Genomic DNA, 19552 nt, shown 5'->3' on the forward strand with positions numbered 1-19552 from the left:
GAACCCTTGTAGGAGCGGCCTTGCCGGTCCGGTGCCCCGGAAAGGCCGCTCCTACAAGGGGCAGTGCGCCCTGCAGGGCAGTTGTCGTGCAGCTCAGCTGCGCTCCGGCTGGAAGCGCACCACGAAGCCCTTGAGGTTGTGCTGGCGGTTGATCACATCGCGCAGGCGCTCGGCCTCGGCGCGCTCGACCAGCGGCCCGACGAACACCCGGTTCATGCCATCGACGGAACGGATGTAGGCGTTGTAGCCCTGGCTGCGCAAGGTCTTCTGCAGGTTGTCGGCGCCAGCGCGGTTGGACAGGCTGGCCAGCTGGATCGACCAGCTCACCGGCAGGCCGTTGGCGTCGATCCTGGAGGGCGTGGCCGGCTTGGGGGCAGTGGCCGTTGCCGCAGGTGCCGGACGGTTCTCGGTCTTCGGCGCCGGGGCTGGCGACTTGGCGACCGGCGCTTGTGCGGACGGGGCCGGCGCGATCGGCTGGCTTGGCGTCGTCATTGGCCCGGTAGACTCGTCGATGACCACCGGCGGTTGCTCCGGCGCCTCCGGCAACGGCTGGGGCTCCGGCACCGCAACCGGCTCGACCTGCACCTGGGGCAGGCTTGGCATGGCCGGCGCCTCGGGCGCCTCGACGCGCACCTGGCGCATCTCATCCTCGCGGGTGAACAGCATCGGCAGGAAGATCACCGCCAGCGCCACCAGCACCAGCGCACCGACCATGCGCTGCTTCATCCCTTTATCCAGCACTGCCATCTACTCCACCCTCCGGGGCCTGCCGCTCGAGCCATTCCAGGGCCTGGCCGACACAGAAAAACGAACCGAACAGCAGGATCTGGTCATCCGCCGTCGCCTGCGCGCACTGCCCTTCCAGGGCAGCATCGACGCTGGCATAAGACTTCACCGAGGCACCCAGGTTCGTCAAGGCTGCCGCCAGCTCCGCAGCCGGCCGGCTGCGCGGGGTATCCAACGGCGCCACCGCCCAGTGGTCGACCAGCCCCTCAAGCGGCGCGACGACGCCTTCGAGATCCTTGTCGGCGAGCAGACCGAACACCGCCAGGCGCCGCCCGCCGACGGGCCGTGCGGCCAAGCGCTGGGCCAGGTACTGCGCGGCATGGGGGTTGTGCCCCACATCCAGCAGCAGCTCCAGGCGCTTGCCCTGCCAGTGCAGCACACGGCGATCCAGGCGACCGGTGACGCGGGTCGCCAGCAAGGCCTGGCGAATCTGCCCGGCCTCCCAGGGCAGATCCATCAGCAGGTAGGCCTGCAGGGCCAAGGCTGCATTTTCCATCGGCAGGTCGAGCAGCGGCAGGTCGTGCAGCTCCACGACACGGCCATCGGCCTTGCTGCCGCGCCATTGCCAGTGCTGGTCGGTGCTGGCCAGGTCGAAATCACGGCCGCGCAGGAAGAACGGGCAGGCCAGTTCGCGGGCCTTGTCCAGCAGCGGTTGCGGCGGCTCCAGGTCTCCGCACAGGGCCGGCTTGCCCTGGCGGAAGATCCCGGCCTTCTCGAAGGCCACGGATTCGCGGCTGTCGCCCAGGTAGTCGGCGTGATCGACCCCGATGCTGGTGACCAGCGCCAGGTCCGCATCCACCAGGTTCACGGCATCCAGCCGCCCGCCCAGGCCGACCTCGAGCACCACGGCATCCAACGCCGACTGCTGGAACAGCCAGAACGCCGCCAGGGTCCCCATCTCGAAGTACGTGAGGGAGATCTCGCCACGCGCGGCCTCGACCGCGGCGAACGCCTGGCACAGCTGCTCATCGCCGGCCTCGACGCCATCGATGCGCACCCGCTCGTTGTAGCGCAGCAGGTGCGGCGAGGCATAGACGCCGACCTTGAGACCCTGGGCCTGGAGCAACGCGGCGACGAAGGCGCAGGTCGAGCCCTTGCCGTTGGTGCCGGTGACCGTCACCACCCGGGGTGCCAGCCTGCCCAGCCCGAGCCGCGCAGCCACCTGTTGCGAACGCTCCAGGCCCATGTCGATGGCCGAGGGGTGCAACTGCTCGAGGTAGGCGAGCCAGTCGCCCAGAGTACGTGGGCTCATCACGCGACGGCAGCCGCCTCGAGGGCTTCTGCCGGCGTCGGCTGACCGGTCATCTGCGCCAGCAGGCGAGCCAGGCGCGGACGCAGTTCACCGCGCGAGATGATCAGGTCGATGGCACCGTGCTCGAGGAGGAACTCGCTGCGCTGGAAGCCTTCCGGCAGTTTCTCGCGCACGGTCTGCTCGATCACTCGCGGGCCGGCGAAGCCGATCAGCGCCTTGGGCTCGCCGACGATGACGTCGCCGAGCATCGCCAGGCTGGCGGACACACCGCCATAGACCGGATCGGTGAGCACCGAGATGAACGGAATGCCTTCTTCGCGCAGGCGTGCCAGCACGGCCGAGGTCTTGGCCATCTGCATCAGCGAGATCAGCGCTTCCTGCATGCGCGCACCGCCAGAGGCGGAGAAGCAGACCATCGGGCAGCGATGCTCCAGGGCATAGTTGGCCGCACGCACGAAGCGCTCGCCGACGATGGCGCCCATGGAGCCCCCCATGAAGGAGAATTCGAAGGCGCTGACCACGATCGGCATGCCCATCAGGGTACCGCTCATCGACACCAGGGCGTCCTTCTCGCCGGTCTGCTTCTGGGCAGCGACCAGGCGGTCCTTGTACTTCTTGCCATCACGGAACTTCAGGCGGTCGACCGGCTCCAGGTCGGCGCCCAGCTCGGCACGGCCTTCGGCATCGAGGAAGATGTCGATGCGCGCGCGTGCGCCGATGCGCATGTGGTGGTTGCACTTGGGGCAGACATCCAGGGTCTTTTCCAGCTCCGGACGATACAGCACGGCCTCGCAGGCCGGGCACTTGTGCCACAGGCCTTCAGGCACCGAGCTCTTCTTCACCTCGGAACGCATGATCGAAGGGATCAGTTTGTCGACTAACCAGTTGCTCATGCTTTCTTTCTCCAGTATCGGCGGGCGGGGACCGGTCTGGCCGGCCATGCCCTGCCCTTGAGCTCATGTTCTTCAATGAAACGATGATGGACCGGCTCCGGGGCCCGCACGGGGCGGGGCCGGCCAGGCAGCCGGGCCATCGTCAATCTGTCATGCCGGCGCCCTGCAAAAGCCCGCCGCAAGGGCGGGCCTGGCAGCACCGGGCTGCGAAAGCTATGGACGATGGCGCGCGCCCCGCCGTCACATCCGTTGTCACGCCTGCTTCACCGCACGCAGGAAGGCCTCGATCTTCGCCGCATCCTTGATGCCCTTGGCCTGCTCGACACCACCGCTGACATCCACCGCGAACGGGCGCACCTGGGCGATGGCCTGGCCGACGTTGTCCGGCGACAGCCCGCCGGCGAGGATGATCGGCTTGCTCAGGGAAGCAGGCACCAGCGACCAGTCGAACGCCTCGCCGGTGCCGCCGGGCACGCCGGGCACATAGGTATCCAGGAGGATGCCGCGGGCGCCGGCATACTGCCGGCAAGCGGCCTCGAGATCGTCACCGGGGCGCACCCGCAAGGCCTTGATCCAGGGGCGCTGGTAGCCTTCGCAGTCGGCCGGGGTTTCGTCGCCGTGGAACTGTAGCAGGTCCAGCGACACCGCTTCGAGAATCTCGTTGAGTTCGCAGCGGGTGGCATTGACGAACAGCCCGACCGTGGTCACGAAAGGCGGCAACGCGGCGATGATCGCCCGCGCCTGACGCACGTCCACCGCGCGTGGGCTCTTGGCGTAGAAGACCAGGCCGATGGCGTCGGCGCCGGCCTCGGCCGCGGCCAGGGCGTCCTCGACGCGGGTGATTCCGCAGATCTTGCTGCGAACGTTGCTCATGGAAAGCGAACCCTGAGTGATCGGTGAAAGGCCGGATGTTAGCAAATGACGTTTCGCCCGTCAGTCGGCCAGCGCTTCGAAGCCGGTGAGAAAGTGTGGGCCGATGTAACGTTGCGGCAGGACGAACGTCTCCGGGTACTCCACCTGCACCAGGTACAGGCCGTAGGGATGGGCGGTCACCCCACCTTCGCGGCGGTTGCGCCCTTCCAGTACCTCGCGGGCCCAGGTGGCCGGGCGCTCGCCGGCGCCGATGGTCATCAGCACGCCGGCGATGTTGCGCACCATGTGGTGCAGGAAAGCGGTGGCGCGCACGTCCAGCACGATCATCCGGCCATGGCGGGTGACGCGCAGGTGATGGATGTGCTTGACCGGCGACTTGGCCTGGCATTGGCTGGCGCGGAACGCGCTGAAATCATGGGTGCCCAGCAGAAAGCCGGCGGCCTCGGCCATGGGCGCGATGTCCAGCGGGCGATGGTTCCAGGTCACCTCCTCGGCCAGGTGCGCGGGGCGAATCGGGTCGTTGTAGATGACATAGCGGTAGCGCCGCGCCGTGGCCTTGAAGCGGGCATGGAAGTCCGCGGGCATGGGCCGTGCCCAGGTGACGCTGATGTCGTGGGGCAGGTTGAAGTTGGTGCCCATGGTCCAGGCGCGCTCGTCGCGCACGGCCCGGGTATCGAAATGCACCACCTGGCCACAGGCATGCACACCTGCATCGGTGCGCCCGGCGCAGACCACAGAGACCGGCGAGTCGGCCACCTTCGACAGCGCCTGCTCCAGGGCCTGCTGGACGCTGGGCACGCCACTGGCCTGGCGCTGCCAGCCGCGGTAGCGCGAGCCTTTGTATTCCACGCCCAGGGCGATGCGGGAGTAGCCTTCGGCCGCCGATTCGGCCGTGTCGTTGTCGTTGATGTCCAAGGAAGCGAAACCTGTGGGTGAAACGGGAAGGCGGGCATTATAGCGGCAACGGCGGTGCCTGGGCGGACATTGCCGGCAAGCCCCACAGGGGCCGGCGGTGTTCACACATCAGGTGTTCCGCAGAAGACCCTGTGGGAGATCACCGAGCCCTTCGGGCTGCGCTGTCGCGCAGGGAACAGAGGCCGAAAAGGCAACGCCCCCCTGTGGGAGCGGGCTTGCCCGCGATCGGCTGCGCAGCAGCCACAAGGCCGCTACACGCAACCAGCAGGCGTCACACCAAACGCGAGAGCATCTCCTCGGCTTCCTGACGCTGGTCGTCGCTACCGTCCTTGACCACTTCATCGAGGATGTCGCGGGCACCCTGGTGGTCGCCCATGTCGATGTAGGCGCGGGCCAGGTCGAGCTTGGTGGCGACCTCGTCGGTGCCGGAGAAGAAGTCGAAGTCCAGGTCGTCCAGCGGCTCGGGTTCGCGCGCCGCGTCCTCGGCGGTGAAGTGCGGCTCCAGCGAAGGCGACTCGAGGTTCTGCGACAGCTTGTCCAGCTCGGCGTTGACATCGTCCAGCTCCGAGGCGAAGTGCTTGGCCGCCTGGGAGTCGTCGTCCAGCGACAGGGACAGGTCGAAGTCCTCCGGCAGCTCCAGCTCGGAGATCGGGTCGAACTCGGGGATCTCGTCGAAGGCAGCCAGTTCCGCGGCCACATCCACCGGCTCATCCTCGGTGGGCGCCGCAGCGGCAGGCTCACCGACGTCGAGGTCGAAATCGGCCAGGTCGTCCTGGGTCTGCGGCTCGACCTGGGCCTGGGCCAGCAGCGCCTCGAAATCGGCATCGGCGTCGGCATCGGTCTCGCTGGCCACTGACTCAGGCTCGGGCTCGGCAGCCTCTTGTGCCTGTTGCTCATCGACCTGCGCCGCTGCCGTGTCCAGCATCGGTGGATCCAGCGGATCCTCCACCGGCAGGTCGTCACCCAGGCTCAGGTCGAAGGCGCTGTCCAGGTCGTCCTCTTCGGTCGCCGGCGCTTCATCGACCACCTCTGGCTCCGCCTCGGGCTCAGGGGATGGCGCTGCCTCGGCGACGGGCTCCGGCTCCTCGACAGTCGGCTTCAGGTCGCTGTCCTGCAGCAGTTCCTGGACATACTGCTCATCCATCTCGGCCGCCAGCGCCGCAGCGCCAAGGCCAGCGGCGGCAATGCCGAGCATCGCCGGGAAACGCTCCTTGAGCGAATCGACCACCGCCTTGTTCTGCTCGGAAGACGGCAGTTGGCGTTCCTGCTCGGCGAAGGCGGTCTGGTCGCCTTGGCGAGCGTAGACTTCCATCAGCTTCAGGCGCAGATCACTGCGCTGGGGCTCGGCGGCCACCGCTGGCTCCAGCAGATCGGCGGCATGATTCAAGCGGCCACGGGCCAGGCTCTGCTCGACCTCGGTCAGCAGTTGGCCAGTCAGGTCCTGCTCGGCCGGCGCAACCACTGGCGCAGCGGCCTGCACCGTCTGTGCGGCAGGCTTCTCGGCAGCCGCCGCGGCGGCTGCCGACGCCGCCACCACGGCCGGCGCCAGCTTCACGCTCGGCGCCGACACATCCAGCCCGTCGAAGCTGCCCGCAGGCAGGTCCAGGTCTGGGCTGCGCTCGCTTTCCTCAGCCAGCGCCCGAGCCATGCGCAGGTGCTTCTCGGCCTCCTGCTGGGCCTTGCGCTTGCGTGCCAGGAGCAGCAACAGCAACAACAGGACGAGGAACGCCGAACCGGCCAGCAGCCCCAGCAGCACCGGGTTGCCGAGCAGCTCGTCGAGCACGCCCTGCTGCTGCCCGGCCTCACGCTCGGCAGCCGCCTGCGGCGCAGGTTCGCCTTCTGGCTCGGCTGGGGGCAGTTGGGCCTCGGCGGGCGGCTGCGCGGGTGCAGGTTCGCCAGGCAACGCAGCCGGCGGCGGGGTCTGCCCGGCCCCACCTTGCGCCTCGAGGCGGGCCAGCTGGTCGTTCTTCAGCTCGATCAGGCGCTGCAGCTTGTCCAACTGGCTCTGCAGGTCGGCCATGCGGCTCTTGAGTTCTTCGTTGTCGCGGCGGCTGGTGTCCAGGCTCTCCTGGGCCACGGCCAGCTGGTCGCTGAGGGCCTTGGCATCCTGCGCACCGGCCTGGTTGCCTGGGCTGACCAGGCGCAGGTTATCGCCCTGGGCGATACGCGCCGGCGCCGCCTCGGCCGCGCCGCGCCGGGTCGCGTCCAGCTGGCGGGCGGGTGGGCCCAGGCGCCGGCCCTCGCGCCAGGCGGCATACTGCTCGGCCACCTCGCTGATCGCCTCGCCCTGGGGAATGCCCTGGATCTGCTGCTGGTCGGGCAGGCGCAGGACCTGCCCGACCTTGAGCTGGTTGATGTTGTTGCCGATGAAGGCGTCCGGGTTCAGGGCCTGGATCGCCAGCATGGTCTGCTGGACCGAGCCCCCTTGTGTATGACGCGCGGCGATCTGCCAGAGCGTGTCGCGGCGCTTGGTGGTGTAGCTGCCCGCCCCGCTCAGCGCAGGCGCGATGCTGTCTGCCCCCGCCTGTTCGCCCTGTGCCTGGGCCTGGTCCAGGAGCACGTTGTAGTCGCGCAGCAGACGGCCCTGGGGCCACATCACCTGGACCAGGAACTTGACCACCGGGGCTGGCAGCGGCTGGCTGGAGGTCACCCGTAGCACGCTCTTGCCATTGGGGTTGATCACCGGGGTGAAGGTCAGATCCTCGAGATAGGACGGATAGGCCACCCCCGCCTTGGCGAATTCTTCAGGTGGCGCCAGGCTCGGTGCGACTTCGGCGGCGGTAAGGTCGCGCACGTCGAGCAGCTCGATCTCGGCATCCAACGGCTGGTTCTGCGCCGACTTGAGGGTCAGCTCACCCAACCCGAGGGCATTCGCCATGCCGGACGACAGCGCCGAGGCTGCCGCCATGGCCAGAACCAGTTTGCGAATTCGAAGCATGACCTCTTCCCTTGTAAGAATCGTCCCGAAACCTGCGAATGGCGCAGGACAAAGTGCTCGCCAGTATCTTTTACGCCATATGTTTTATCAACAATCGGGCCACCTGCACGGCGTTGAGCGCCGCTCCCTTGCGCAGGTTGTCGGTGGTCAGCCAGAGGTTGAGTTGCTGATCTTCGTCGATGCCATGGCGTACACGACCAACATAGACCACGTCCTGCCCCACTGCGTCGCCAACGGGCGTCGGATAATCGTCCGGCTCGACCAGCTCGACGCTCTCGGCCGCCTCCAGGGCCGCGTTGACCGCCGCCAGGTCGACCGCGCGGCGGCTCTGCAACGCCACACTGAAGCTATCGCCGAAAAACACCGGGACTTGAACGCAGCTCACGGAAATCTTCAGCGCCGGCATGCCCAGCAGCACGCGCAGCTCACCGACCAGACGGCGTTCCAGGGCCGTATGGCCCTGCTCATCGGCGCCGCCGACGCGGCCCAGCAGGTTGAACGCCATCTGCCGATCGAAGAAGCGCGACTCCAGCGGGCGGGCATTGAGCAGCTCGGCGGTCTGCCGGGCCAGTTCACTGACCGCTTCCCGGCCCTGGGACGAAACCGCCAGGCAGGCCATCACCTGGACCCGTTCGATGTCGAGCAGGCCCTTGAGCGGCGCCAGGGCCACGGCCAGGGCCACGGCAGCGGCGCTGGGGCTGGCGAGCAGCACGGGCAGCGGCTGTTGCGCCAGCTGCTCGCCGTTGGCCTCGGGCACCAGCGCCAGGGCCTGGTCCAGGCCGCCGGACAGGTCGATGACCGAGCACCCCGCCTGCCGCGCCTTCTCGGCGAAACTGCGGCTGACGGCCGGACCTGCGGCGAAGAACGCCAGCCTGACCTGAGCGAAGTCGAAGCTGTCGACCTCGCGCACGCGCAGCTTCCTGCCGGCGAACATCACACTGCTGCCCGCCGACTCCATGCTGGCCAGCAGGTGCAGGGTGCCTACCGGGAAATCGAGTTCCTCGAGGATCTGCACGAGGGTTTCGCCGACGCTGCCGGTGGCGCCGACGATGGCGATATCTATGGGCTGGGTCATGGAAGGATCCTTCTGGTGGAACTTCAGGGTGCGGCACTTTACTCGGCTTGGGGGTTTAGATCGAGTGTCCGTACCTAAGCGGCCCCCAAATAGAAAACCCGCGCAAGGCGCGGGCTCTCCGTAAAGCGCAAGGCGCGATCAACGCTCCAGCAGGATCCGCAGCATACGCCGCAGCGGCTCGGCAGCGCCCCACAGCAACTGGTCGCCGACGGTGAAGGCCCCCAGGTACTGGGACCCCATGTTCAGCTTGCGCAAACGGCCTACCGGGATGTTCAGGGTACCGGTGACCTTGGTCGGGCTCAGCTCCTGCATGCTGATCTCGCGCTGGTTCGGCACCAGCTTCACCCAAGGGTTGTGCTGGCTGATCATGCCTTCGATGTCGGCCAGCGGCACGTCCTTGTTCAGCTTGATGGTCAGCGCCTGGCTGTGGCAGCGCATGGCACCGATGCGCACGCAGATGCCATCGACCGGGATCGGGCTCTTGAAACGGCCGAGGATCTTGTTGGTCTCGGCCTGGGCCTTCCACTCCTCGCGGCTCTGGCCGTTGGGCAGCTCCTTGTCGATCCACGGGATCAGGCTGCCGGCCAGCGGCACGCCGAAGTGCTCGGTGGGGAACGCCTCGCCACGCATGGTTTCGGCGACCTTGCGGTCGATGTCGAGGATGGCGCTGGCCGGGTTGGCCAGGTCATCGGCCACCGCCGCGTGGATGCCGCCCATCTGGCGGATCAGCTCGCGCATGTTCTGGGCGCCGGCACCGGAGGCAGCCTGGTAGGTCATGGCGCTCATCCACTCGACCAGGCCAGCCTCGAACAGGCCGCCCAAGCCCATCAGCATCAGGCTGACGGTGCAGTTACCGCCGATGTAGTTCTTGGTCCCGGCATCGAGCTGCTGGTCGATCACCTTGCGGTTGACCGGGTCGAGGACGATCACCGCGTCATCCTGCATGCGCAGGGACGAAGCGGCGTCGATCCAGTAACCCTGCCAGCCGGCCTCACGCAACTTGGGGAAGACCTCGTTGGTGTAGTCGCCGCCCTGGCAGGTCAGAATGACGTCGAGGGTCTTGAGCTCTTCGATGCTGTAGGCGTCCTTGAGCGGAGCAATGTCCTTGCCCACGTTCGGCCCCTGGCCACCGACATTGGAGGTGGTGAAGAACACCGGCTCGATGAGGTCGAAATCCTGCTCCTCCAGCATCCGCTGCATGAGCACGGAACCGACCATACCGCGCCAACCGATCAGACCTACACGTTTCATCGCAACTACACCTTTGCTAAAAGTGGGCCGCCATCGCAGGAAAGCGACGGCGGGCCAGAGAGATTACAGATTCCGCAGCGCTGCGACTACTGCGTCGCCCATTTCCTGCGTACCTACCTTGCTGCAGCCGGCCGACCAGATGTCACCGGTACGCAAGCCCTGATCCAGCACCAGGCTGACGGCCTTCTCGATGGCGTCGGCGGCGGCCTGCTGGTTGAAGCTGTAGCGCAGCATCATCGACACCGACAGGATGGTCGCCAGCGGGTTGGCGATGCCCTGCCCGGCGATGTCCGGGGCCGAGCCATGGCAAGGCTCGTACATGCCCTTGTTGTCGGCATCCAAGGATGCCGATGGCAGCATGCCGATGGATCCGGTCAACATGGAAGCCTCATCCGACAGGATGTCACCGAACATGTTGTCGGTCACCATCACGTCGAACTGCTTGGGTGCGCGCACCAGTTGCATGGCGGCGTTGTCGACGTACATGTGGCTGAGCTCGACGTCCGGGTAGTCCTTGGCCACGTCCTCGACCACTTCGCGCCACAGCTGGCTGGACGCCAGGACGTTGGCCTTGTCCACCGAGCACAGGCGCTTGCCGCGCACGCGGGCCATGTCGAAGCCGACGCGGGCGATGCGGCGGATCTCGCTTTCGCTGTACGGCAGGGTGTCGTAGGCCTGGCGCTCGCCACCGTCCAGCTCGCGCTGGCCACGTGGCGCACCGAAGTAGATGCCGCCGGTCAGCTCGCGGACGATGAGGATGTCCAGGCCGGCGACGACCTCGGGCTTGAGCGAGGACGCATCGGCCAGTTGCGGGTAGAGGATCGCTGGGCGCAGGTTGGCGAACAGGCCCAGTTGCGAACGGATCTTCAGCAGGCCGCGCTCGGGGCGGATGTCACGCTCGATCTTGTCCCACTTCGGCCCGCCGACCGCGCCGAGCAGCACCGCGTCGGCCTGGCGCGCGCGCTCCAGGGTCTCGTCAGCCAGTGGCACGCCGTGCTTGTCGATGGCCGCGCCGCCGATCACGTCGTGCTCCAGGGTGAAGCCGAGCTGGAACTTGTCGTTGGCCAGCTCCAGCACCTTGACCGCCTCGGCCATGATTTCCGGGCCGATGCCATCACCTGGGAGAATCAGAATCTGCTTGCTCATGCTTTCCTCTATCCATTCAGACGGCGCGCCTGCGGCACGCCGGAAAAAACCAATGTTCGGCCCACGATACCAGCACATCCGGGCGTTTGCGTGGTTGCCTCGAGCCCGTTGACGCGCAAGCCCGCTCCCACCGGTACCGCACTGCGGCTATCCCCGTGGGAGCGGGCTTGCCCGCCAAAGGCTCAGCGCGGCCGATCAGGCGTCACGGAACAGCCAGGGCTGGCTCGCCCGGTGCTGCTGTTCGAACGCGCGGATGGCATCGCTGTCCTGCAGGGTCAGGCCGATATCGTCGAGGCCGTTGAGCAGGCAATGCTTGCGGAAGGCGTCGATCTCGAACGGCAGCACCTTGCCGTCGGGGCGGGTCACGGCCTGGGCCTGCAGGTCGATGGTCAGCTGGTAGCCCGGGTTGGCCTCGACCTGCCTGAACAGCTCGTCGACTTCCTCGTCGGCGAGGATGATCGGCAGCAGGCCGTTCTTGAAGCTGTTGTTGAAGAAGATGTCGGCGAAGCTCGGCGCGATGATGCAGCGGAAGCCGTACTCGTCCAGGGCCCACGGTGCATGCTCGCGGCTCGAGCCACAGCCGAAGTTCTCGCGGGCCAGCAGCACGCTGGCACCCTGGTAGCGCTCATGGTTGAGCACGAACTCGGGGTTCAGCGGACGCTTGCTGTTGTCCTGGTAGGGCTGGCCCACGTCCAGGTAGCGCCACTCGTCGAACAGGTTGGGGCCGAAGCCGGTGCGCTTGATCGACTTGAGGAACTGCTTGGGGATGATCTGGTCGGTGTCGACGTTGGCGCGATCCAATGGCGCGACAAGACCGGTGTGCTGGGTGAAGGCTTTCATGCTGCGCTCCCTTGGATCAACTCGCGGACATCGATGAAGTGGCCGGTCACCGCGGCGGCGGCAGCCATGGCCGGGCTGACCAGGTGGGTACGGCCACCGGCGCCCTGACGGCCCTCGAAGTTGCGGTTGGAGGTCGAGGCGCAATGCTCGCCGCTCTCCAGGCGGTCCGGGTTCATCGCCAGGCACATGGAGCAGCCCGGTTCACGCCATTCGAAGCCCGCCTCGAGGAAAATCTTGTCCAGGCCTTCGCGCTCGGCCTGGGCCTTGACCAGGCCCGAGCCCGGCACCACCAGCGCCTGCTTGACGTTGGCGGCGACCTTGCGGCCCTTGGCGATCTCGGCCGCGGCACGCAGGTCCTCGATCCGCGAGTTGGTGCAGGAGCCGATGAACACGCGGTCGAGCTTGATGTCGGTGATCGCCTGGTTGGCGCTCAGGCCCATGTACTTGAGGGCGCGCTCGATGGAGCCACGCTTGATCAGGTCGGGCTCGGCGGCCGGGTCCGGCACACGCTGGTCGACAGCCAGGACCATCTCCGGCGAGGTGCCCCAGCTGACCTGCGGCTTGATCTGCGAGGCGTCCAGCTCGACCACGGTGTCGAACACCGCATCGGCATCGGAAACCAGGCCCTTCCAGGCCTCGACCGCCTGCTTCCACTGCTCGCCCTTGGGCGCGTACGGGCGGCCTTCGACATAGGCGACGGTGGTGTCGTCGACCGCCACCAGGCCCACGCGGGCACCGGCTTCGATGGACATGTTGCAGATGGTCATGCGGCCTTCCATGGACAGCTCGCGGATGGCGCTGCCGGCGAACTCCATGGCATGGCCGTTGCCACCGGCGGTACCGATCTTGCCGATCACGGCGAGGACGATGTCCTTGGCAGTGACACCCGCGGGCAACTGGCCCTCGACGCGCACCAGCATGTTCTTCATTTTCTTGGCCACCAGGCACTGGGTGGCGAGCACGTGCTCCACCTCGGAGGTGCCGATACCGTGGGCCAAGGCGCCGAAGGCACCGTGGGTCGAGGTGTGCGAGTCGCCGCAGACCACGGTCATGCCCGGCAAGGTAGCGCCCTGCTCCGGGCTGATGACATGGACGATGCCCTGGCGCTCGTCGTTCATCTTGAATTCGACGATGCCGTATTCGTCACAGTTCTCGTCGAGGGTCTGCACCTGCAGGCGCGACACCTGGTCGACGATGGCCTCGATGCCGCCCTTGCGCTCTGGCGTGGTCGGTACGTTGTGGTCCGGGGTGGCAATGTTGGCATCGATGCGCCATGGCTTGCGGTTGGCCAGGCGCAGGCCTTCGAAGGCCTGGGGCGAAGTCACTTCGTGGATGATGTGACGGTCGATGTAGATCAAGGACGAACCATCGTCGCGTCGCTTGACTTCATGCGCATCCCAGAGTTTGTCGTAGAGCGTTTTGCCAGCCATCAGACTGTTCCTCATCAGCGTCTTTCTATGCCAATAACCCCTTGGCTTGTACGGACGATGCTATGGCGTTAGATTGAATAACTCAAATTCATATTTTTTATGCTTTGAATAACCAACAGGAATCCGAAAAACCGTGGACCTGGCCAACCTCAGCGCCTTCATCGCCATCGCCGAAACCGGCAGTTTCTCGGGGGCCGGCGAGCGCCTGCACCTGACCCAGCCGGCCGTCAGCAAGCGTATCGCCGGGCTCGAGCAGCAGCTGGACGTGCGCCTGTTCGACCGCCTCGGCCGCGAGGTGACCCTGACCGAGGCCGGCCGCGCGCTGCTGCCACGCGCCTACCAGATCCTCAATGTGCTGGACGATACCCGGCGCGCCCTGAGCAACCTGACCGGCGAAGTGAGCGGCCGCCTGACCCTGGCCACCAGCCATCACATCGGCCTGCACCGGTTGCCCCCGCTGCTGCGGGCGTTCACCCGCCAGCACCCGGCGGTGGCGCTGGATATCCAGTTCCTCGACTCGGAAGCGGCCTACGATGAGATCCTTCATGGCCGAGCGGAAATAGCGGTCATTACCCTCGCCCCCGAACCGCATCACCTGGTTCGCGCCGTTGCGGTGTGGGACGATGCGCTGGATTTCGTCGCCGCTCCGGAACACCCCCTGGCCAGCATCGACCCCGTCAGCCTCGCCGACGTGGCCCGCCACCCGGCGGTCTTCCCAGGCGGCAACACCTTCACCCACCATATCGTCCAGCGCCTGTTCGAAAGCCAGGGCCTGACACCGAACATCGCCATGAGCACCAACTACATGGAAACCATCAAGATGATGGTGTCCATCGGCCTGGCGTGGAGCGTACTGCCGCGTACTATGCTCGATGAGCAGGTTGCCCGCATCGCCTTGCCCGGCATTCAGCTGTCGCGCCAGCTAGGCTACATTCTGCATACGGAGCGAACGCTATCGAACGCGGCCAGGGCCTTCATGGCCCTGCTCGACAGCCACGCAGGGCCCGCCTGACCGGTCGTCAGCACGGCACTTCAACTCCAAGGACGCGCCATCCGCCAAAGGTCTGGTATCGATGCCCAAATCAGCAAACCGCTTTCCGCGCCTGCCGCGCATCTTCGCGGCCGATCCCCAGGAATCGGAACAGGCCTGGCAGAGCGCCCCACAGTTGCTGGCCGCCCTCAACGGCGCCCACCTGGGCGCCTGGCTGTGGGATATAGAAAGCGGCCGGATCAGCTGGTCGCGGGCCACCCAGGCACTGTTCGGCTTCGACCCGCAGCGGCCCCTGCCCAACGACATCGACTACCTCGACCTGCTGCCCGAGGAAGACCGTGCCCGCACACGCCAGGCATTCCAGGCCGTGGTCGACGGCGAGCCGGTGGAACAGGCCATGCGCCATCGCATCCGCTGGCCGGACGGCAGCCTGCACTGGCTGGAGATCAACGGCAGCCTGACCCACGATCGCCACGGCCGACCGCAGATGATCGGGGTGATCCGCGAGATCACCCGCCAGCGCGAGCGGGAGACCGCGCTGATCAATTCGGAGAAGCGCTTCGCCACGCTGTTCCACCTGAGCCCCAACGCCATCCTCCTGACCCGCCGCCACGACGGCATGATCTTCGAGGTCAACCGCCATTTCGAAGACATGTTCGGCTGGCCCGGCCCACAGGTGATCGGCAAGACCAGCCTGGAACTGGGGCTGTGGGTTAATCCCGAGCAACGTCACCAGGTGCTGGAGTCGACCCGCGCCAACGGTGGCCCGCTGATCATGGAGGTGCAGTTCCGCGCCAGCAGCGGCAAGGTGCATGACGGCATCCTGTGCACCCAGGGCATCGAGATGGAGGGGGTGACCTACCTGATCAGCACCTTCGTCGACACCACCGAGCGCAAGCGCGCCGAACAGGCCCTCAAGGACAGCCAGGAGCGCCTGGACCTGGCCCTGGACTCGGCCCAGCTGGGCACCTGGGACTGGCACATTCCCAGCGGCATGCTCTATGGCTCGGCCCGCGCCGCCCAGTTGCACGGCCTGGATCCGGTGCCCTTCCACGAATCCTTCGAGGCCTTCTTCGAAGGCGTGCCGGAGCAGGAACGCAACGTCATGCGCCAGGCCTACCGCAGCCTGCGCGAAGGCCCGGCGGGCAACTACCAGATCACCTACCGGGTGCAACTGGAGAATGGCACCTCCCGCTACATCGAAAGCCGCGCGCGCCTGTACCGCGACGAGCAGGGCAATCCGCTGCGCATGGCCGGCACCCTGCTCGACATCACCGACCAGGTGGAGCGTGAGCAGCGCCTGAGCGCCTCGGAGGAGAAATTCGCCAGCCTGTTCCAGGTCAGCCCCGACCCGATCTGCGTGACCCGCCAGGACAGCGGCCAGTTCATCGAGATCAACCCGGCCTTCACCCAGACCTTCGGCTGGAGCGCCGAACAGGTGATCGGCCGCACCGCCGAGCAGATCGGCCTGTGGGCCGAATCGGCCAAGCGCGCCCAGCGCATCGAACGGGTGATCCGCGAACAGGCCCTGAGCAACGTGGCGGTGGTGGTCAACCATCGCAATGGCACGGCCTTGACCTGCGTGATCTCCAGCCGCCTGATCACGGTCGACAACCAGCCGTGCAGCGTCACCACCCTGCGCGACATCACCCAGCAACAGCGCGCCGAGGCGGCGCTCAAGGCCAGCGAGGAGAAGTTCGCCAAGGCCTTCCACTCCAGCCCCGACGCCATCACCCTGACCGAGCGCAAGAGCGGCCGCTACCTGGAGGTCAACGACGGCTTCTGCCGGCTGACCGGCTACAGCGCCGCCGAGGTGATCGGCCGCAGCGTCTACGAGATCGGCATCTGGGCCGACGACAAGCAACGCAGCGCCCTGCTCACCGAGCTCAAGGAGCATGGCCGGGTCCATCACCGGGAAATGCTCGGGCGCAACAAGCGTGGCGACATTCTCACCGTGGAGGTCTCGGTCGAGCCGATCAGCCTCAACGAGGCCGACTGCCTGCTGCTCACCGCACGCGATGTCAGCCAGTTGAGGAACGCCCAGGCGCAGATCCGCCACCTGGCCTATCACGACCCGCTGACCAACCTGCCCAACCGCGCCCTGCTGATGGACCGCCTGAGCCAGCAGATCGCCCTGCTCAAACGCCACAACCTGCGCGGCGCCCTGCTGTTCCTCGACCTGGATCACTTCAAGCACATCAACGACTCCCTCGGTCACCCCGTGGGCGACACGGTGCTCAAGATCATCACCGCACGCCTGGAGGCCAGCGTGCGCCTGGAAGACACCGTGGCGCGCCTGGGCGGCGACGAGTTCGTGGTGCTGCTCAGCGGCCTGGAGGGTAGCCGCGAGCAGGTGGAGAACAAGGTTCGCGAACTGGCCGACACCCTGCGCGAGCTGCTGGCCGAGCCCATGTCCCTGGACGGCCAGCGCCTGCAGGTGACGCCGAGCATCGGCGTGGCGCTGATCCCCGACCATGGCGCGACACCGGCCGACTTGCTCAAGCGCGCCGACATCGCCCTGTACCGGGCCAAGGACTCCGGGCGCAACACCACGCAACTGTTCCATACCACCATGCAGAAGGCCGCCAGCGAGCGCCTGCGCATGGAGAACGACCTGCGCCTGGCCCTGGCCCGGGGCGAGCTGGCCCTGCACTTCCAGCCCCAGGTGGATGCCCGCGACAACCGCATCGTCGGCGCCGAGGTGCTGCTGCGTTGGCATCATCCGCAGCTGGGCCAGCAGCCGCCGGCGCAGTTCATCCAGGTGCTGGAGGAAAGCGGGCTGATCCTCGAGGTGGGCAGTTGGATCCTCGACGAAGCCTGCGACGCCTGCGCGCACATGCTGCAGGACGGGCTGATCGACGCCGACGACTTCAGCCTGTGCGTCAACATCAGCCCACGGCAGTTCCGCCAGAACGACTTCGTCGAACGGGTGCTGCGCAGCCTCGACGACTACCGGCTGCCAAGGCGCATGCTCAAGCTGGAGATCACCGAAGGCATCGTCATCCAGAACCTCGAGGACACCATCAGCAAGATGCGCGAGCTCAAGCGCTACGGCGTGAGCTTCGCCATGGACGACTTCGGCACCGGGTATTCGTCGCTAACCTACCTCAAGCGCCTGCCGGTGGATGCCCTGAAGATCGACCAGACCTTCGTCCGCGACGCCCCGGTCGACCCCAACGATGCGGAGATCGTCCGTGCCATCGTGGCCATGGCGCGCAGCCTGGAACTGGCGGTGATTGCCGAGGGGGTCGAGCAGAGCGAGCAGTTGGCGTTCCTCGAACGCCAGGGTTGCCACCTATATCAGGGGTACTTGCATAGCCGGCCGCTGCCGTTGGCGGAGTTTCGTCAGATGCTGATGGAGGCGCCGGCGGATTATTAGCGCTTCTCAAGGACAAACGCTGGGGGCCGCTTTGCAGCCCCAATGGTCTCGAACACCCTGAAAAGGTTGTCAAAAACACAAAAAAGGGGCACTTCTAAGAAGTGCCCCTTTTTGCAGGTTGCCGAACTCAGTTCAGCGCCGGCGTCTCGCCGTTGATCGGGATACGCTTGGGCTTGGCCTCTTCCGGCACGATGCGCAGCAGGTCGATGCTGAGCAGGCCGTTGGCCAGACCGGCGGACTTGACCTCGATATGGTCAGCCAGGCGGAAGGACAGCTTGAACGCCCGCTGGGCAATGCCCTGGTGCAAGTAGGTAACGTCTGCGGCGCTGGTGTCGCGCTTGCCGCCGGTGACGGTCAGGACACCTTTCTCGACCTGCAGGTCGAGGTCCTGCTCCTGGAAACCGGCTGCGGCAACCACGATGCGATAGTGGTCATCGCCATGCTTTTCCACGTTGTAGGGAGGGTAGCTGCTACCCGCCTCGTTACGTGCCGCAGACTCGAACAGATCGTTGAAACGGTCGAAGCCAACGGAATGGCGGAACAGTGGAGCGAGAGAGAATGCAGTGGTCATGGTCATAAACTCCTGAGATTCAGCAAGTAAGTCACTACGCGACCCGACTTCGGCATCGCGTACTCAAGAGATAAGGTCCGGCAAAAGGTTTTCAAGAGGCGGGCAAAAAATTTTTTGCAGGTCACAGAGCAGGGGCAACCCGCTGCCACAGGTCCGGGTCGACCACAGCTGATGTGGTTTACAGAGCCACCCTGTGGGAGCGGGCTTGCCCGCGAACGGCCCGTTCAGGCAACGCATTCCTCGAAGCTCACGCCGGCTGCCTGCTCAACACCCAGCAACCCGCTGATTCGCTGGCAGTCATCCTCCCGCCGCAACTGCGCGAACAACGCCACGGCCTCGGGGTAACTGCGGGTCAGCATGGCCAGCCACTGCTTCATCCGCCCCGGCGCATAGCGGGGCGACAACTTGGCCTGGGCCTGGCGCCAGAACTCACGCAGCAACGGCAGCAGGGCCTGCCAATCCATGGGCTGGTATTCCCGGTCATCGCGGGCCGCCGCGATCTGCAGGGCCAGGTCTGGCCGCGACACCAGCCCACGACCGAGCATGATGTCCTCGGCGCCGCTGACCTCGCGGCAGCGCCGCCAGTCATCGACCGTCCAGATCTCGCCGTTGGCGAACACCGGCACCTGCACCACCTCCTGCACCCGCGCCACCCACTCCCAATGGGCCGGCGGCTTGTAGCCCTCGACCTTGGTACGGGCATGCACCACCAGGTGCGCGGCGCCACCCTCGGCCAGGGCCGTGGCGCACTCCAGGGCAGCGTCCGGGCTGTCGAAACCCAGGCGCATCTTGGCGGTCACCGGAATCTGCGCCGGCACCGCCCGCCGCACCTCGCGGACGATCGCATGCAGCAACTGCGGCTCCTTGAGCAGCACCGCCCCGCCCCGGGACTTGTTCACCGTCTTGGCCGGGCAGCCGAAGTTCAGGTCGATCACCGGTGCACCCAACTCACAGGCCAATACCGCGTTGTCGGCCAGGCAGGCCGGATCGGAGCCCAGCAGTTGCACACGCATCGGCACCCCAGCCGCGGTCCGCGCGCCGTGGCGCAGCTCTGGGGCCAGCTTGTCGAACGACGACGCCGGCAACAGGCGGTCGCAGACGCGGATGAACTCGGTGACGCACCAATCGATGCCACCCACCCGGGTCAGGACGTCGCGCAGGATGTTGTCGACCAGCCCTTCCATGGGGGCCAGGGCAATTTGCATGTCAGGC

At 66.6% G+C, this 19552-nt stretch carries 15 protein-coding genes; 2 read left to right on the top strand and 13 right to left on the bottom strand.

All coding sequences use genetic code 11. The features are described from left to right. Positions 1–93: 93 nt before the first annotated feature. The 11 genes from ABFA30_RS20605 to leuC form a co-directional block, all read right to left on the bottom strand. Positions 94–747, bottom strand: coding sequence for an SPOR domain-containing protein (locus tag ABFA30_RS20605; protein WP_225787020.1), 654 nt, complete (start codon positions 745–747; stop codon positions 94–96). After that, a complete protein-coding gene (gene folC / locus ABFA30_RS20610) occupies positions 731–2038 on the bottom strand; it encodes a bifunctional tetrahydrofolate synthase/dihydrofolate synthase (RefSeq protein WP_410045854.1) in 1308 nt (435 codons plus the stop codon). The genes ABFA30_RS20605 and folC overlap by 17 nt, the downstream gene beginning before the upstream one ends. Beyond that, positions 2038–2931, bottom strand: coding sequence for an acetyl-CoA carboxylase, carboxyltransferase subunit beta (gene accD / locus ABFA30_RS20615; protein WP_225787022.1), 894 nt, complete (start codon positions 2929–2931; stop codon positions 2038–2040). Before accD ends, folC begins: the two co-directional genes overlap by 1 nt. A gap of 252 nt (positions 2932–3183) precedes the next feature. Then, the gene (locus tag ABFA30_RS20620; RefSeq protein ID WP_225787023.1) at positions 3184–3804 is read right to left on the bottom strand and encodes a phosphoribosylanthranilate isomerase; all 621 of its coding nucleotides are present in this window, start codon (positions 3802–3804) and stop codon (positions 3184–3186) included. A 60-nt stretch (positions 3805–3864) separates the two neighbouring features. Next, a complete protein-coding gene (gene truA, locus ABFA30_RS20625) occupies positions 3865–4719 on the bottom strand; it encodes a tRNA pseudouridine(38-40) synthase TruA (RefSeq protein ID WP_253080968.1) in 855 nt (284 codons plus the stop codon). Positions 4720–4990: 271 nt separating this feature from the next. Continuing rightward, positions 4991–7657 carry a FimV/HubP family polar landmark protein gene (locus ABFA30_RS20630; RefSeq protein WP_253080967.1) on the bottom strand — a complete coding sequence of 889 codons (2667 nt, stop codon included), beginning with the start codon at positions 7655–7657 and terminating at the stop codon, positions 4991–4993. Positions 7658–7727: 70 nt separating this feature from the next. Next, positions 7728–8732, bottom strand: coding sequence for an aspartate-semialdehyde dehydrogenase (locus tag ABFA30_RS20635; protein WP_410045855.1), 1005 nt, complete (start codon positions 8730–8732; stop codon positions 7728–7730). 138 nt (positions 8733–8870) lie between these two features. Next, a complete protein-coding gene (gene asd / locus ABFA30_RS20640) occupies positions 8871–9983 on the bottom strand; it encodes an aspartate-semialdehyde dehydrogenase (RefSeq protein ID WP_225787027.1) in 1113 nt (370 codons plus the stop codon). A gap of 63 nt (positions 9984–10046) precedes the next feature. Continuing rightward, positions 10047–11129, bottom strand: coding sequence for a 3-isopropylmalate dehydrogenase (leuB, locus tag ABFA30_RS20645; protein WP_225787028.1), 1083 nt, complete (start codon positions 11127–11129; stop codon positions 10047–10049). 195 nt (positions 11130–11324) lie between these two features. Then, positions 11325–11969 carry a 3-isopropylmalate dehydratase small subunit gene (gene leuD, locus ABFA30_RS20650; protein ID WP_225787029.1) on the bottom strand — a complete coding sequence of 215 codons (645 nt, stop codon included), beginning with the start codon at positions 11967–11969 and terminating at the stop codon, positions 11325–11327. After that, entirely contained in the window at positions 11966–13399 is a 1434-nt protein-coding gene (gene leuC / locus ABFA30_RS20655) for a 3-isopropylmalate dehydratase large subunit (RefSeq protein ID WP_225787030.1), read from the bottom strand. Before leuC ends, leuD begins: the two co-directional genes overlap by 4 nt. A 133-nt stretch (positions 13400–13532) precedes the next feature. Here leuC and ABFA30_RS20660 point away from each other — a divergent pair, with 133 nt between their 5' ends. Both ABFA30_RS20660 and ABFA30_RS20665 read left to right on the top strand, forming a co-directional pair. Then, the gene (locus ABFA30_RS20660; RefSeq protein WP_225787031.1) at positions 13533–14411 is read left to right on the top strand and encodes a LysR family transcriptional regulator; all 879 of its coding nucleotides are present in this window, start codon (positions 13533–13535) and stop codon (positions 14409–14411) included. Positions 14412–14472: 61 nt separating this feature from the next. Beyond that, a complete protein-coding gene (locus tag ABFA30_RS20665; RefSeq protein WP_225787032.1) occupies positions 14473–17769 on the top strand; it encodes a PAS domain S-box protein in 3297 nt (1098 codons plus the stop codon). 127 nt (positions 17770–17896) lie between these two features. On the opposite strand, the gene ABFA30_RS20670 is transcribed toward ABFA30_RS20665, so the two are convergent. Continuing rightward, the gene (locus ABFA30_RS20670; RefSeq protein WP_225787033.1) at positions 17897–18340 is read right to left on the bottom strand and encodes an Hsp20 family protein; all 444 of its coding nucleotides are present in this window, start codon (positions 18338–18340) and stop codon (positions 17897–17899) included. A 224-nt stretch (positions 18341–18564) separates the two neighbouring features. Beyond that, complete coding sequence (locus tag ABFA30_RS20675) at positions 18565–19545, bottom strand: tRNA dihydrouridine synthase (protein WP_410045856.1); 981 nt, start codon at positions 19543–19545, stop codon at positions 18565–18567. Positions 19546–19552 lie beyond the last annotated feature (7 nt).

The organism is Pseudomonas sp. HLMP, from assembly GCF_046365545.1.
GTDB lineage: Bacteria > Pseudomonadota > Gammaproteobacteria > Pseudomonadales > Pseudomonadaceae > Aquipseudomonas > Aquipseudomonas guariconensis_B.